Raw genomic sequence first — 14,081 nt, forward strand, 5'->3', positions numbered from 1 at the left:
CTCGCCCGCGGGGTCGCGGCGCTAGCCTCACCGACGTGAGCGACGAGCAGCGCGGGGTCGCGTTCCCGGTCGGCGGCGACGGCCGCCGCAGCACGTCGGCGACCGGCCGGGCGGTGTTCGCCGACTCGATGCGCGGCGTCGACCCGGACCTGGCGGTGCGGGTCGAGGCCACCGGCAACTGGCGCGACGGCTACCTGCAGCCGGTGTGGGACATGTCGGCCGCCGCGGCGCGGTCGCCCGAGGCCGCCGTACGCATCTCCGCCGACGGGCTGGACTCGCTGTACGCCCGCTTCGGGTTCGAGGACGACGACGGCCGCCGGTCGCTGCTGGACGGCGTACGGGACACCCTGGCCGCGCCGCTGGGCACCGTCGAGATCGCCGGCACCAGCGCGCGGGAGACCGAGCTCTCGGTCCCGTACCGAGGTCGCCGGCTGTTCGACTCCGACCTGCGGCTGCAGCTGGACCGGTGGGTCGTCAACGGGATCGCCGAGCCCACCTTCGGCGCCGCGGTGGCGGCGGTCCTGGACAACCCGGAGTGGCTCGACCTCAGCGACGTCACCGTGGTGGTCCTCGGGGCCGGCGCGGAGATGGGGCCGCTGCGCTCGCTGCTGCACTGGGGCGCCACCGTCTACGCGGTCGATCTGCCGCGACCGGAACTGTGGCGGCGGCTGATCGAGTCCGCCCGCGGATCGGCGGGGCGCCTGGTGGTTCCGGTGCCCCGGGGCGCGCTCGGGCCGGAGCCCAGCGACGACGACATCGCGGCGGTCGCCGGGGCCGACCTGCTCACCCAGACCCCGCAGGTGCGCGCCTGGCTGTCAGCGATCCCGCAGCCGTTCGTGCTCGGCAACTACGCGTACGCCGACGGCGCCACCCACGTCCGGCTGTCGATGGCCGCCGACGCCCTGGCGGTGTCGCTGCAGCAGGAGCGCGGCGACGTGTCCCTGGCCTACCTGGCGACGCCGACGGACGTCTTCGCGGTGCCGCCGGGGGCGGTGGAGATGGCCCGGTCCCGTTGGCACGACCGTGGTTTCCGGCGGCTGATGCAGGCGCCGATGCGGATGGCCCGGATGTACCGGCCCAACTACGACCGGACCGTCACCGACAACACCGGCCGCGAGGTGGGGCTCGCCGACTGCGTGGTGCCGCAGCAGGGGCCGAACTACATCCTGGCCAAGCGGCTGCAGCGCTGGCGCGCGATCGTGGCCCGCGACAGCGGGACGCTGGTGTCGCTGAACGTCGCCCCCGCCACCCGCACCCGCTCGGTGGTGAAGAACCGCGCGCTGGCCGCCGCGTACGCGGGGGCCGGTCGGTTCGGGATCGAGGTGTTCGACCCGTCGACGTCCAACACGCTGATGGCGGCCCTGCTGGTGCGGGACCTGCGCGACCCGGTGTCGGCATCGCATCCGGACCGCGCGCTGCACAACCCGGTGGACCTGTTCGCCGACGCCGCCAACCACGGCGGCCTGTGGCGCACCGCGTACGAGCCGCGCAGCGTGCTCGGCGTCGCGGCCGTCCTCGGCATGTTCGAGTCACGCGCCTAGGGAGGCACCGTGCCCCAGTCCCTCGTACCGAACCTGTGGTTCGACACCCAGGCGGAGGAGGCCGCGCAGTTCTACGTCTCGGTTTTCCCCAACTCGCGGATCCTCAGCACCAGCCGCTACTCCGACGCCGGCCCGGGCGAGCCCGGCAGCGTCATGACGGTCGAGTTCGAGCTCGACGGCACCCGCTTCGTCGGCATCAACGGCGGACCCCGGTTCACCTTCGACGAGGCCGTGTCGTTCGCCATCACCTGCCGGGACCAGGACGAGGTCGACCACTACTGGGACCGGCTCACGGACGGCGGCGAGGAGTCCATGTGCGGGTGGCTCAAGGACCGCTTCGGGCTGTCCTGGCAGGTGATCCCCGAGGGCCTGGGGGACGTCCTGGGCGACCCGGATCCGGCGCGGGCCCAGCGCGCGGTGCAGGCGATGCTGGGCATGCGCAAGCTCGACCTGCCGGCGCTGCGGCGCGCCGCCGACGGGGCGTAGCTTCGGCCGGTCGGGCTACCTCCGGCCGCTCCCGGCTACTTCCGGCCGGGGATGAAGCTGGAGACCAGGCCGGTGACAGTGTCGGCGCCCGGGATCTTCGACAGCAGCGACTGGAGCTGGTCGGCGCCCGGGACCTGACCGGTCGGCGTGAGCTTGTCGATCAGGGACGGCAGCAGCTGGGACAGCGACGACGCCACGTCGTCGACGGACAGACCCGACTGCTCCGCGAGCTGCTTCATCCGGTCCGCGCCGAGCGCGTCGGCGACCTGGGACGGCGACACCGGCAGGTTGGGGCCGTTGCTGACCCACGACTGCACCTGCTGCCCGATCGAGCTGTCCTGCAGCGAGGACACGACGCCGCCGAAGCCGCCCTCGGACTGGAACATGCCCAGCAGCGGCGCCCCGAGCTGGGTGGCCTTGTCCATCCCGCTCTGCGCCCCGCCCATCAGGGCCGCGATCACGTCGTCGATTCCCGCCATGTCCTGCTCCTTCGCCGGTCGGTCGTCGGCACACCGTACGGCCGTTGGGCCGTCCCCGCTCGCCGATCGCGGTCGCGGTCGCGGTGCCGACCCGCGCACTACGGCAGCCAGCCCACCCGGTCGCGCAGCAGCGCGTACCCGACGAACGCGACGATGTCGATGAGCGCGTGGGCGATGACGAACGGTGTCGTGCGGCGCCAGCGGGTGAACAGCCAGCCGAACAGCAGGCCCATCACCAGGTTGCCCACGAAGCCGCCGAACCCCTGGTACAGGTGGTAGGCGCCGCGGATCACCGCGCTGGTGGCGATCGCGGCCCACGGCCCCCAGCCAATCTGCCGCAGCCGGTGGATCAGATAGCCGAGGATCACGACCTCCTCGAGCAGGGCGTTCTCGACGGCGGCCAGCACCAGCACCGGGAGCGACCACCACGCCTCCCCGAGCGCGACCGGGACGACCCGCAGGTTCAGCCCGGCGGCGTACGTCGCCAGGTAGAACGCCAGCCCGGTGCCCCCGACGACGGCCGCGAGCACGACACCGCGGAGCAGGTCGCGGCCGGGCTCGGTGGCGTCGAAGCCGATGCCGCGCACGCCCTCCCCGGAACGGCGCAGCAGGTGCGCCACCAGCAGCACCGGGACGAGCGCGAGGGCGATGCCGACCAGCTGGTAGAGCAGGTCCAGCCACGGGCGGTCCGGGGTGACCGAGCGGACGATGGTGGCGCTCTGGTTGGCCAGCGGCTGCCCGCGGGTGAGCGAGTCCAGCAGGTACAACAGCGCCCGGATGGCGGAGGCGCCCAGCGACACCAACAGCACGAGGACCACCTCGGCGCCGAGCGTGCGCCGGTCGAGCCGCTCGGGTTGGGTGGTCACGCGGGCCATTCTGCGGCCGGCGACCCCGGTACGAGAGGGTGGGCGCATGACGGAGTCGTCCCGGGCCCCGGCGCACCGGCGGTCGCTGCAGTTCGACGTGTACGACGACGACCCGGGGCTGCTGCGGGTCGTGGCCCGGCTGCGGGACGAGCGCCCGTGGGCGCAGGATCCGCGAAACCTGCCGGTCGTGCACGACCTCGAGCTCATCGTGTCGGTGGGCCGGGACGACCTGGTGATCCGGTCCGCGACCGCCGTGATGAACACGTACCCGCACGCGGAGTGCCCGTTCATCACCGGGGCGTACCGCCGGCTGGAGGGCCTCGCGGTGGCCCGGGGCTACACCCGAGCGCTGCGGGAGCGGCTGGGCGGGCCGGCGGGGTGCACGCACCTGAGCGAGCTGGCCCGCGCGATGGGCCCGGTGGTGCTGCAGTCGGCGTTCTCCGCGCACGCGCGGGGCATGGTGGCCGGGACGGAGGCGTCGGACGACGGACCCGGGGACCCGCGCGTGACGCTGGCGTTCCTGCGCGACACCTGCCATGTGTGGGCCGAGGACGGCGTCGGGATGGAGAAGCTGCGGCGGGGCTGGCGGCCGGGGACGACGGCGTACCCGATCCCGCCGCTGGCGGAGTTCCCCGAGCCGTGAGGGGATCGTTCCTGCGCTGGGTCCTGGTCGCCGAGGCGCTTCTGGTGGTCCACCCGGTGTTCGCGCTGTCGTCGCTGGTCGGCGCGCCGCAGACGGTCGCCAAGGGCCTGGTCCAGGTGCAGGCCGCGGACGTGGTCGCCGCGGGCGTCGCCGTGCTGCTGGCGCCTCTGGTCGTGCTCGCCCTGCTGGAGGCGGGGGTCGCCGCGCGCGGACGGCCGCGGTACGGGTGGGCGCTGATCCTGCAGGTGCCGGTCGCCGCGTTCGCGGTGGTGCCCATGCTGGCGCCGATGGCGACGCTGTCGCGGTGGCCGCGGGTGAGCACGATCGCGCTGCTGACGCTGGCGCTGGTGGTCGTGCTGTCGCCGCTGGTGCCCTCCGGTGCGCGCTACGAGGTGGCCCCCGGGGCCCGCACGCGGGCGCGTCGGCTGGCCGTCTCGCCGCTGGCCCTCGGGCTGCTGGTGGCGCTGGTCAGCGGGACGGTCGGCGCGTTCAGCACGTCGCTGCCGACGGACCTGGGGGCCCTCGCGCCTGCGGGCTTCGACAGCGGGCGGCGGGGTGTCGCCGCGGAGACGACGCCGGCCGCGCAGAACCCCGCTTTGGCGCCGGACCCGTTCGGGTTGCTGCACAACGACTCCTGGGCGACCGATGCCTACGTCGTGCCTGGGCCGTCGGAGCCGATGACAGCGGAGGTGTCGTCGCTGTTCACCGGCGGGGACTGCGCGACGATCACGTTCGACTCCGCGGGCCGGTTGATCACCCTGTGCTCCTCGCTGACGCGGGTGACCGCGTGGGCCGTCGACCCGGTGACGATGACGCCGCTGGCGAGCACGGTGGTGGGTCGGCGTACGCCGTCGCTGACGGACTTCTCCGGCGGCGGGTACTTCGTGCTCGACGCGGAGGACCGGGTGGTCATGCCGGCGCAGGACGGCTGGCTGCGGTCGTGGACGCTGTCGCCGTCCGGTGACGCGTTCGTGGAGGGCGTGTCGGTGGACGTGTCCGGGTCGCTCGCCGACGGCGAGTCGGTGACGTCGGTGGTGCCGGACTGGTCCGGACGGTGGTGGTACGTCGGGTCGCGCGGCACGGTGGGCGTCGTGTCCCCGGGCGCGGGAGGTGCTGCGCCGCAGGCGATCTCGCTGAACGGGGAGTCGATCGAGAACTCGTTCGCCGTGGCCCAGGACGCGGTGTACGTGGTGACGGGCGCGGCGATGTACCGGCTGTGGGCCGGGCCGGACAAGGCCCCGCGGGTGGTGTGGCGGCAGGCGTACGACACCGGGACCCAGCGCAAGCCGGGACAGACGAGCCGCGCGTCCGGGACGACGCCGACGGTCTTCGACGGCGGGCGGCTGGTGGCGATCACCGACAACGCCGAGCCGCGGATGAACGTGGTGGTGATGCGGACGGCGGTCGCCGGGGACGGTCAGCGGGTGGTCTGCACGGTGCCGGTGTTCGCGCCGGGGGCCAGCGCGACGGAGAACTCGCTCGTCGCCGTCGGCCGGTCGCTGTACGTGGAGAACAACTACGGGTACGCCCCGCCGCTGACGGTGGTGGCTGCCGGGGGGTCCACGTCGCCCGGGCTGGCGCGGGTGGACGTCGGGGCGTCCGGGTGCGCGGTCGCCTGGACGAACGAGACGATTCGCATCCCATCGCTGGTGTCGAAGGGCGTGGCCCCCGACGGGGTGGTGCTCACGTACACCAAACCGACGAGTGCGTGGGGCGTGGACGCGTGGTACGTCACCGCGGTGGACCTGGAGTCCGGCGAGGAACTGTGGTCGCGGCGCGCGGGGGCGGGGATGGCGGCGAACAACCACTACGCCGGGGTGGCCCTCGGCCCCGACGGCTCCGCCTACGTCGGCGTCGTCATGGGCCTGATCAAGCTCGCGACCACGTAGCCCGCCGCGGAGGCCCGGGAGCGCGGGGGTCCGCATGATCGCCGGCGTCCCTGTGGGCACATGGAGTGACGGACGGGGTGCGCACGGTTCTCCCGGTGACCCGCTGGGAGACCCCCGTTCCGCCGGATCCATGCGGGTGACAGGATGCGCCGCGTCCGGTCTCCGCGGCCGGACGACGTACGGGGGAACCGGCTGTGCACGACAACTTCCACATCAGGAGACCCTGTGCGCCGAACCACCAAGCTCCTCGCCATCGCGGCGACCGGAGCGGCCCTCGTGGCCACCGCCCTCCCCGCCACCGCCATCACCGGCGGCCAGCCGACCGGTGATGGCAGCTTCCGCAACGTCGCGTTGATCACCTTCTACGCGAAGGACTTCGAGGACGAGACCGTCTACTACCGCTACCGGTGCACCGGCACCCTGGTCAGCCCGACGGTCGTCCTGACCGCGGCCCACTGCACCTACATCACCGGCGGGGCCACCCTGGTGACGTTCTCGCCCGACGTGGCTCCGGTCGCACCGCCGAACAACGACCCGCTCCTGTCGCCGCTCCCCCGAGCCGCTGACGACTCAGCGACTGGTCCGGACGGATGGGGGAGCTCCTCCACCGGGTTCGCGCACGTAGGAACCACCAAGGGCAACCAGAAGTACTACGACTGGTACAAGTTGACCTACGGGACCACCCTGGAGAACCCGACCTACTACTCGGGCACGGCCTACAAGCACCCCGATTACTCCAACTTCACCGACCTCAAGAACTGGAACGACGTCGGTGTGATCGTCCTCGATCAGGAGGTCGAGGGCATCGGGACGGCGCCAGTTGCTCCTCAGGGCTTCCTCGACCAGTTCACGCCGAAGGTGCTGAACAAGACCGTCTTCACCCCGGTCGGCTACGGGACCGAGGTGCGCAAGCCGGTCGCGGGGCCGCAGAAGCCGACGCCGATGAGCTACCCACTGATCCGTCGCGTCACCACGTCCAACGGCCAGAAGCTCACCCCGCAGATCCTGCAGACCAACGGCAATCCGAACAACAACATCGGTGACGGCGGAACCTGCTTCGGGGACTCCGGCGGCCCGACGTTCAAGGACGGCTACGTCGTGACGGTGACCAGCTACGGGTACACCAGCAACTGCCGCTACCTCGACGGCCTCCAGCGCATCGACATCCCCGGCGTCGCCGACATTCTCGCCGACGCGATCGGTGACTCCGGGTCCGTGCCAGCGAACTGGGAGCTCATCTCTCGGTGACCGATCGCGCGCTTCTCTGACTCACAGCCGGAGGGGGCGTGGCCTGCGGGCTGCGCCCCCTCCGCGTGTCCCGGGACCTGGTGATCCGCGCGAGATCGCAGTTGTGGCGCGTCGGAAGGCCCCGGATCGCGCCACGAGTGCGATCTCGCGGAAGCCCAGGCCCGGGGGCCGGGATCCGGGATCCGCTTGATCGCCGCGAGACACCAGAAGGGGCCCGGTACGGGGGCGAAGAACCGGCCCTTTCTGGTGTCTCGCGGTGATCTTGGGTGCACCGGAGGTCGCCGGAGGGGCAGGATCGGGCGATGGCGTACGACGAGGACCTGGCCGCGCGGATCCGGGCGGCGCTGGCGGACAGCCCCGCGCTGACCGGGAACCCACCGACGGAGAAGGCCATGTTCGGCGGGCTGGCCTGGCTGGTCGGGGGGCACATGTCCGTCGGCGTGAACACCGGCTGCCTGATCGTCCGCATCCCCCCGGAGACGTACGAGCAGATGCTGGCCGAGCCCGGCTGCTCGGAGATGGTGTTCACCGGCCGGCCGATGAGGGGCTGGGTCCAGGTGGACGAGGAAACCCTGGCGGACGACGGCGCCCTGGCCACCTGGGTGGAGCGTGGCGTGGCCTACGCGGGCAGCCTCCCGGCCAAGGACCCGAAGCAGCAGAAGCGGAAGCGCTGAGCGGCTCCCGCCCCAGGCCGGTCAGAACTCGAACAGCTCGAAGGACAGCGTCGGCACCCCGCCGAACCTCTCGCCGGTCGTCTCCAGGAACATCCGGATGAACTCCGGGTCCGCCATCGGGTGATCACCGAGGCCCTCGAGGTACGCGCGGTGCTCGGACAGCGACGCCACCGCCCGGTCGACGCCCTCGGACACGTCCAGCCCGTGCGTCGCCAGCGGTGACCCGGTCACGAGGGCCCGCCGCACCCCACCCCACGGCTCGAGCCCGAGCTCGGGGTGGATCCAGCGGTTGCCCGCGTCGCCGACCGCGTCCAGCGCGGCCTCGCCCGTGTGGCGGTGGTCCGGGGAGTTCAGCCGACCCGGCCCCCACGTCTCCCGGTGGTTGAACAGCAGCAGCGTCTCGGGCCGGTGCCGACGGATGGCCGCAGCGACCTCCCGACGCAGCGGGAGGCCGTACTCGATGGCCCCGTCGGGATGGTCCAGGAACTCCACGGTGGACACGCCCACGACGGCCGCCGACCGGATCTCCTCCTCGACCCGCACCCGTGCCGCCTCGACGGGTTCCATCCCGTCGATTCCCGCCTCGCCCCGGGACGCGAGCAGGTACGCGACCTCGTGACCTGCGTCGGTCCAGAGGGCGACCGCCGCGGCAGCGCCGTACTCCAGGTCGTCGGGGTGCGCGACCACGGCCAGCACGCGGCCGACGTCGCCCTCCAGCGGGATCAGCGGCTCCATCGGGCGACCCTACGCCGACGCTAGGCGGACACCAGGTCCAGCAGCCGATCCACGGCGGCCGTGATGCGCTCGACGTAGCCGAGGGGCATGTCCTGGCCCAGCACCTGCTGGAAGGCCAGCCGGTTCAGCGCCTCGTCCATGACCTCGCCCCGGAACGCCTCGTCCCACTCCTGAGGATCCAGCCGGACGTCGCCGGCCCGCTCCACCCACGAACGGTGCCTCCGCACCAGGCCGCGGATGTCATCGTCCCCCCAGTCCGGGGTCACGGTGAAGGTCAGCATCTCGACCAGGTCGCGCAGCGGCGTCCCCCACGATGCGAGCTCCCAGTCGTACACCAGCGGCCGCCCGTCACCTCGGAAGCAGGCGTTGCGCGGGTTGAAGTCGTCGTGGGCCAGCGTGTGGGGGTGCTCCGCGACCGCTCCGTACCAGTCGCCGGCGGTGTCGGCGAGGCGCAGTCGGCGGCGCAGACCGGCGTCATCCAGCAGGTCGGGTCGGACCCGGTGCACGTACTCCGCGGACGCGGCCCACAGGTCGCGGTCGGCCGCCACGTCCGCGGCCGAGAACGGCGCGGGCAACGAACGCAGCCCTGGCGGGGGTGACCCGGGCGGCCCGAGGAACGCCCCGTGCACCGCCGCGATCGCCGTCACCTGCGCGTCCACCCGGGCACGCGTCCACCCGGACACGTCCGCGCCGGTGTCCATCAGCACGGCGTCGGGGACGAACTCCACCACCAGCGCGGACAGGTCCGCGTCCTCGTCCACCATCGAACCGACCAGCGCGGGCTGGCAGGCCGCCAGCGCCGGCACGTCTCTCTGGCGGGCGTACACGTCGATCTCCCGCCGCAGCACGGGGGTCATCTCCCGCGCCGCCCGGAAGCCGGAATAGGGGCGCGGCAGCGTGATCCCGAGCCGCGCGTACACACCCGGCATGAGCGTCACCGAGATCCCCGGGCTGTGCCGGACCTTGCACACCACGTCCCGGTCCACCCCGGCCGCATCGGTGACCGTGAGGGGATGGGTGCCGAGCAGCCCGCCGCCGTACTTGTCCGCCAGCCACGGCGCGGTGAGCTCGTCGGTGTTGGCGCGGCGCGGCCGCACCGAGGCCGCGTCGATCCCGCAGCGCCGGACGACATCCAGCATGGGGTCCACCGGGGTCATACGACGTTGACCTCCGGCCGCAACGTCCCGGCGTCGAAGCGCGCGACGTCCAGCGGCGACACGTCCACGAACGGTGCGCGACCCAGGTACAGGTCCCGCAGGATCTCCCCCACCGCAGGCCCCTGCAGGAACCCGTGCCCGGAGAACCCGGTGGCGTACAGGAACCGCGACACCGAGGCCGTCTCCCCCAGCAGCGCGTTGTGGTCGGGCGTGACCTCGTACAGCCCGGCCCAGCCGGTACGCACGCCCAGGTCCAGCAGCCCCGGCGCCCGCACGGACGCCAACTCCGCCAGCCGCTCCGGGAACGCCGGGTCCCGCTCCAGCGAGAACCCCGGCGGCACGGTCCGGTCGGAGAACCCGGTCAGGATTCCCGGCCCCTCGCGGTGCCAGTAGAAGGACGTCGCGAAGTCGATCGTCATCGGCATGTCCACCGGGTCCGGCATCGGCCCGGTCACCAGGATCTCTCGCCGGTACGGCACCACCGGCAGGTCCACCCCAACGAACGATGCGACCACCGGAGCCCACGCGCCCGCGCAGTCCACGACGCACTCCGTCGCGACCGTCCCGGCCGACGTCCGCACCGCCGCGATCGCGTCGCCGCGTACGTCGATCCCGACGACCTCGACGCCGGTCAGCACGCGCGCCCCGTGCCGGCGGGCGCCGGCCGCGTAGCCCAGCACCACCGCCTCCGGCGTGCAGTGCCCGTCGTCGGGCGACCACGCGGCGGCGAGCACCCCATCCGGCGACAGGTACGGCGACAGTCGCACCGCCTCCTCCGGCGACACCATCCGGGACCGCACGCCCAGGGAGTTCTGCAGCGCCACGGACTCCTCGAACCGGGCCACGTCCGCGGCGCGCGTCAGCACGAACAGGTACCCGCTGCGGTGCAGGTCGATCTCGTACCCCGGACGACGCCCGAAGTCGGCGAACAGCGCGAGCGAGCGGGCGCCGAGCGCGATGTTCAACGGGTCGGAGAAGTTCGCCCGCACCCCGCCGGCGGCCTTCACCGTCGAACCGCCGGCCAGGTCGCCGCGCTCGAGCAGCAGGACGTCCACGCCGGCCTCGGCGAGGTGGAACGTCGTCGACGCCCCCATCACCCCGCCGCCGACGACGACCACGTCGGCGCGGGACGGCAGGTCAGCCACCGAGCCGGTACCCGGGGTCGTGCTCCATCTCCAGGGTGTCCATCTGCGCCTTCTGCAGACGCCCCGACCAGTCCCAGTTCACCGCCTGCCAGCGGGTGAACTGGTCCAGCACCCACATCCCGCTCTGGCGAGAACCGTTGCCGCTGCGGCCGTTCCCGCCGAACGGCAGGTGCGCCTCGGCGCCGGAGGTCGAGTTGTTGACCGACACCATCCCGGCGGAGATGCCCTGGCGGAAGCGCCACACCGACTCCGGGTCCCGGGTGTAGATGGACGAGGAGAGCCCGTACCCGTGCCCGTTCGCCAGCTCGATCGCCTCGTCGAGGGAGCCGAACGCTCCCAGCCCGACCAGCGGCCCGAACGTCTCGGTGTCGTACAGCGCATCACCCGGTCGCACGCCCTCGACGATCGTCGGGTGGGCGAAGATGCCGGCGTCGGGGTCGCCGACGAAGCCCTTGCGCGGGTTGTCCGACGTGATCCGGCCGATCCCGGTCGACCCCAGGAGCCGGTGGTGCGGCTGCACCAGCTGCAGGTGCAGCTCGTGGGTGTGCAGGTAGCCCTCGGCGATCATCGGCCCGTACAGCACGTCCTCGAACGGATTCCCGACGGCGGCGTCCTCCACCGCGGACACGAACCGGCCGCGCACCTCGCCATAGACGTCGCGGTGCACCCACAGCGTCCCCAGCGACGTGCACCGCTGCCCGGCCGTGCCGAAGCCGGAGAACAGCGCGCCCTCCACGGCCAGGTCGAGGTCGGCGTCGGGCATGACGACCATCGGGTTCTTGCCGCCGAGCTCCAGGCACGGGGACTGCAGGTGGCGGCCGGTGAGCTCGCCGAGCCGCTGGCCGACGGCCGTCGACCCGGTGAACCCGACCTTCTGCACCAGGCCCTCTCCCAGCGCGCGGTCGAGCGCCGCGTACGTCGTCCCGCCGTCGGCCACGACCGTGCGCAGCACGTCGCGCGGCACCCCGCCGGCGATGAACAGCTCGGTGAGCGCACGGGCCACGGCCGCCGAGTGCTCGGCCGGCTTCCACACCACGGAGTTACCGCACAGCAGCGCGGGGACGAGGTACCAGGACGGCACGGCCGTCGGGAAGTTCGCGGCGGTGATGATGAACGCCGTCCCGACCGGGTTGCGGTAGGTGAACAGCTGCTTGTCCGGCATCTCGCTGGGGACGGTCTGCCCGTACAACCGCCGGCCCTCGCCGAGGAAGAAGTCGCAGGTGTCGATGACCTCCTGCACCTCGCCGAGTGCCTCGGCGTAGACCTTGCCGATCTCCCGGGTGACCAGCGCGGCGAGGGCCTCCTTGTTGGCCTCGACCAGCCGGCCCACCTGCGCGATGACGCGACCGCGCGCCGGGGCGGGCACGGCGGCCCACGCGCGCTGCGCCTCGTGCGCGACCCTGGTCTCGGCGACCAGGGTGTCGACGTCGGCGAGCGCGACCTCGGCGACGACGTCGTCGAGGTCGGTCGGGTTGCGGGACAGGAACACGCTCTGCTGCGCGGTCACGGCGCGACCTCCGGGCCTGGTGATGACACAGTGGGGCTCATGGCCGAGCATGCCACCCCGACGGTCGCGGCCGCCGTGCTTGACCTGTTCGCGGCGCAGGGGGTCGAGGTCTGCTTCGGCATCCCCGGCGTGCACAACCTGGCCTTCTGGGACGCGCTGCACCACGCCCGGCCCAGCATCCTCGGCGTCCGGCACGAGCAGTCCGCGGTGTACGCCGGCGACGGCCTGGCCCGCGCCACCGGGGGCCTCGGGGTCGCGCTCACCACGACCGGGCCGGGTGCCGCGAACGCGGTGGCGGCGTACGGCGAGGCGCACTCGGTCGGCTCGCCGGTGCTGCTGCTGTCCTCGGAGGTCTCGGCCTGGCAGCGCGCGGACGGCGGCCCCCGCGGCGTCCTGCACGAGATGGCCGACCAGGGCGGCATGTTCGCCGCGTTCGGCGGGCGCCCGATCCGGGTGGCGCTGACCGCTGAGGAGGCCGTCGACGCGGCGCACGACGCCGTGCGTGCGTGCCTGGAGCCGCCGCCCGGGCCGGTGTACCTCGGCATCGGCTCGGACGTGCTCGCGGAGTTCCCGCCGCCGGGCGGGGCGATCGCGGCCGGCCACGACCCGCCGACGGCGACCCCGTTGCCGCTGCCGGAGGACGACCTGCTGCGCCTGGCCGACCTGCTGCTGGCCAGCGAACGGGTCGTGCTGTGGGTCGGCGGCGGGGTGGTGTCGTCGGGCACCGAGGCGGACGTGACCGTGCTGGCCGAGCTGCTCGGCGCGCCGGTCGTGACCACGTACGCCGGCAAGGGCGTGCTGGCGGCGCACCCCTTGCTGGTGGACGCCCCGCCGCACGAGCCCGAGGTGGCGCACGTCATCGCGGACGCCGACCTGCTGCTCGGCCTGGGCTCGGCGTTCGACGCGATGAACACCCGCGCGTGGCGGATGCCGGTCCCGCCGCGGCTGGCCGCGGTGACGCTGGGGGACGAGGTCTCCCGCACCTTCGACTGGGACCTGCTGGTCGGTGCCGAGCTGGGCGCCGCCCTGCCCGTGCTGATCGGCTTGCTGCGCGAACGGCTGCCCCGGCCCCGGCAGCCGTGGCTCGCGGAGCCGGGGTCCGTGCGTCCCGCGGTCCTGACCCGGCTGGCCGACGACCCGGCGACGGCGCCCGCGGTGGCGCTGGTCCGGGCGGTCGAGCGCGGCTGGCCCGCGGACGCGGTGGTCGTGTGCGACATGGCTGTCGCCGGCTACTGGGTCGGGGGCTACTCCTCGCAGCCGCGCACCCGGCGGCTGCAGTACCCCGTCGGCTGGGGGACCCTCGGCTACGCGCTGCCCGCCGCCATCGGCCCTGCCTCCCTGGGCATTCCGGCGCTGGCGGTGTGCGGTGACGGCGGGCCGATGTTCGCTCTGGGGGAGCTGGCCACGTACGCCCAGGAGTCGCTGCCGGTCACGCTGCTGGTCGTCGACGACGGCGGCTACGGGATGCTGCGGTACGACCAGCAGGTGTACGGCCACCCGGAGAACGGGGTGGACCTGCTGACCCCGGACTGGCTGACCCTCGGCCGGTCGTTCGGCATCGGCGGGGTCGAGGTGCCCGACGCCGAGGGGCTCGCGGCGGCGCTGCGCTCGGCGTACGCCGCGAACCTGCGCGGCGAGCCCCGCCTGGTGGTGGTGCACCGCCGGTTCACCCCGCCGCGCACCACGTCCCCCCGCTGGTTCGAGGACTGAG

The 14,081-nt window shown here is 73.3% G+C and carries 13 protein-coding genes; 7 read left to right on the top strand and 6 right to left on the bottom strand.

What is annotated here, in order from left to right:
• The first annotated feature begins 35 nt into the window (after positions 1–35).
• Positions 36–1,541, top strand: coding sequence for a hypothetical protein (locus R2737_07080; GenBank protein MEZ5116014.1), 1,506 nt, complete (start codon positions 36–38; stop codon positions 1,539–1,541).
• 9 nt (positions 1,542–1,550) lie between these two features.
• Positions 1,551–2,027 carry a VOC family protein gene (locus R2737_07085; GenBank protein ID MEZ5116015.1) on the top strand — a complete coding sequence of 159 codons (477 nt, stop codon included), beginning with the start codon at positions 1,551–1,553 and terminating at the stop codon, positions 2,025–2,027.
• Between the two features lie 35 nt (positions 2,028–2,062).
• On the opposite strand, the gene R2737_07090 is transcribed toward R2737_07085, so the two are convergent.
• Both R2737_07090 and R2737_07095 read right to left on the bottom strand, forming a co-directional pair.
• Positions 2,063–2,506, bottom strand: coding sequence for a YidB family protein (locus R2737_07090; protein MEZ5116016.1), 444 nt, complete (start codon positions 2,504–2,506; stop codon positions 2,063–2,065).
• A 98-nt stretch (positions 2,507–2,604) separates the two neighbouring features.
• A complete protein-coding gene (locus tag R2737_07095) occupies positions 2,605–3,372 on the bottom strand; it encodes a CPBP family intramembrane glutamic endopeptidase (protein MEZ5116017.1) in 768 nt (255 codons plus the stop codon).
• 46 nt (positions 3,373–3,418) lie between these two features.
• Between R2737_07095 and R2737_07100 the strand changes: the two genes are divergently transcribed.
• The 4 genes from R2737_07100 to R2737_07115 all read left to right on the top strand — a co-directional run bounded on the left by R2737_07100 (position 3,419) and on the right by R2737_07115 (position 7,826).
• Positions 3,419–4,015: a DUF2889 domain-containing protein gene (locus R2737_07100; GenBank protein MEZ5116018.1), complete on the top strand. Its 597-nt coding sequence runs from the start codon at positions 3,419–3,421 to the stop codon at positions 4,013–4,015.
• On the top strand, positions 4,012–5,904 hold the full coding sequence (locus tag R2737_07105) for a hypothetical protein (protein MEZ5116019.1): 1,893 nt from the start codon (positions 4,012–4,014) through the stop codon (positions 5,902–5,904). The genes R2737_07100 and R2737_07105 overlap by 4 nt, the downstream gene beginning before the upstream one ends.
• A 225-nt stretch (positions 5,905–6,129) precedes the next feature.
• Complete coding sequence (locus tag R2737_07110) at positions 6,130–7,152, top strand: trypsin-like serine protease (protein ID MEZ5116020.1); 1,023 nt, start codon at positions 6,130–6,132, stop codon at positions 7,150–7,152.
• A gap of 302 nt (positions 7,153–7,454) precedes the next feature.
• Positions 7,455–7,826, top strand: a complete 372-nt coding sequence (locus tag R2737_07115) for a TfoX/Sxy family protein (GenBank protein ID MEZ5116021.1) — start codon at positions 7,455–7,457, stop codon at positions 7,824–7,826.
• Positions 7,827–7,847: 21 nt separating this feature from the next.
• Here the strand turns inward: R2737_07115 and R2737_07120 are convergent, their stop codons facing one another.
• Genes R2737_07120 through R2737_07135 form a run of 4 tightly spaced genes read right to left on the bottom strand, consistent with a single transcriptional unit; the run spans position 7,848 to position 12,370 of the window.
• Entirely contained in the window at positions 7,848–8,561 is a 714-nt protein-coding gene (locus R2737_07120; GenBank protein ID MEZ5116022.1) for a PIG-L deacetylase family protein, read from the bottom strand.
• Positions 8,562–8,581: 20 nt separating this feature from the next.
• A complete protein-coding gene (locus R2737_07125; GenBank protein ID MEZ5116023.1) occupies positions 8,582–9,718 on the bottom strand; it encodes a phosphotransferase in 1,137 nt (378 codons plus the stop codon).
• Complete coding sequence (locus R2737_07130; protein MEZ5116024.1) at positions 9,715–10,863, bottom strand: FAD-binding oxidoreductase; 1,149 nt, start codon at positions 10,861–10,863, stop codon at positions 9,715–9,717. Before R2737_07130 ends, R2737_07125 begins: the two co-directional genes overlap by 4 nt.
• Complete coding sequence (locus tag R2737_07135) at positions 10,856–12,370, bottom strand: aldehyde dehydrogenase family protein (protein ID MEZ5116025.1); 1,515 nt, start codon at positions 12,368–12,370, stop codon at positions 10,856–10,858. The genes R2737_07130 and R2737_07135 overlap by 8 nt, the downstream gene beginning before the upstream one ends.
• Before the next feature lie 39 nt (positions 12,371–12,409).
• Here R2737_07135 and R2737_07140 point away from each other — a divergent pair, with 39 nt between their 5' ends.
• Positions 12,410–14,080 (top strand): thiamine pyrophosphate-binding protein, encoded by a 1,671-nt coding sequence (locus R2737_07140; protein MEZ5116026.1) that lies wholly within the window; start codon positions 12,410–12,412, stop codon positions 14,078–14,080.
• Position 14,081: the final 1 nt, after the last annotated feature.

This window comes from Candidatus Nanopelagicales bacterium, from assembly GCA_041393815.1.
Classification (GTDB): Bacteria; Actinomycetota; Actinomycetes; order S36-B12; family JAWKJK01; genus JAWKJK01.

Excerpts from the sequence above, each read along its gene's own strand:
- R2737_07090 (MEZ5116016.1), bottom strand. The coding sequence starts at position 2,506 with ATGGCGGGAATCGACGACGTGATCGCGGCCCTGATGGGCGGGGCGCAG.
- R2737_07100 (MEZ5116018.1), top strand. The coding sequence starts at position 3,419 with ATGACGGAGTCGTCCCGGGCCCCGGCGCACCGGCGGTCGCTGCAGTTC.
- R2737_07115 (MEZ5116021.1), top strand. The coding sequence starts at position 7,455 with ATGGCGTACGACGAGGACCTGGCCGCGCGGATCCGGGCGGCGCTGGCG.
- R2737_07120 (MEZ5116022.1), bottom strand. The coding sequence starts at position 8,561 with ATGGAGCCGCTGATCCCGCTGGAGGGCGACGTCGGCCGCGTGCTGGCC.
- R2737_07125 (MEZ5116023.1), bottom strand. The coding sequence starts at position 9,718 with ATGACCCCGGTGGACCCCATGCTGGATGTCGTCCGGCGCTGCGGGATC.
- R2737_07140 (MEZ5116026.1), top strand. The coding sequence starts at position 12,410 with ATGGCCGAGCATGCCACCCCGACGGTCGCGGCCGCCGTGCTTGACCTG.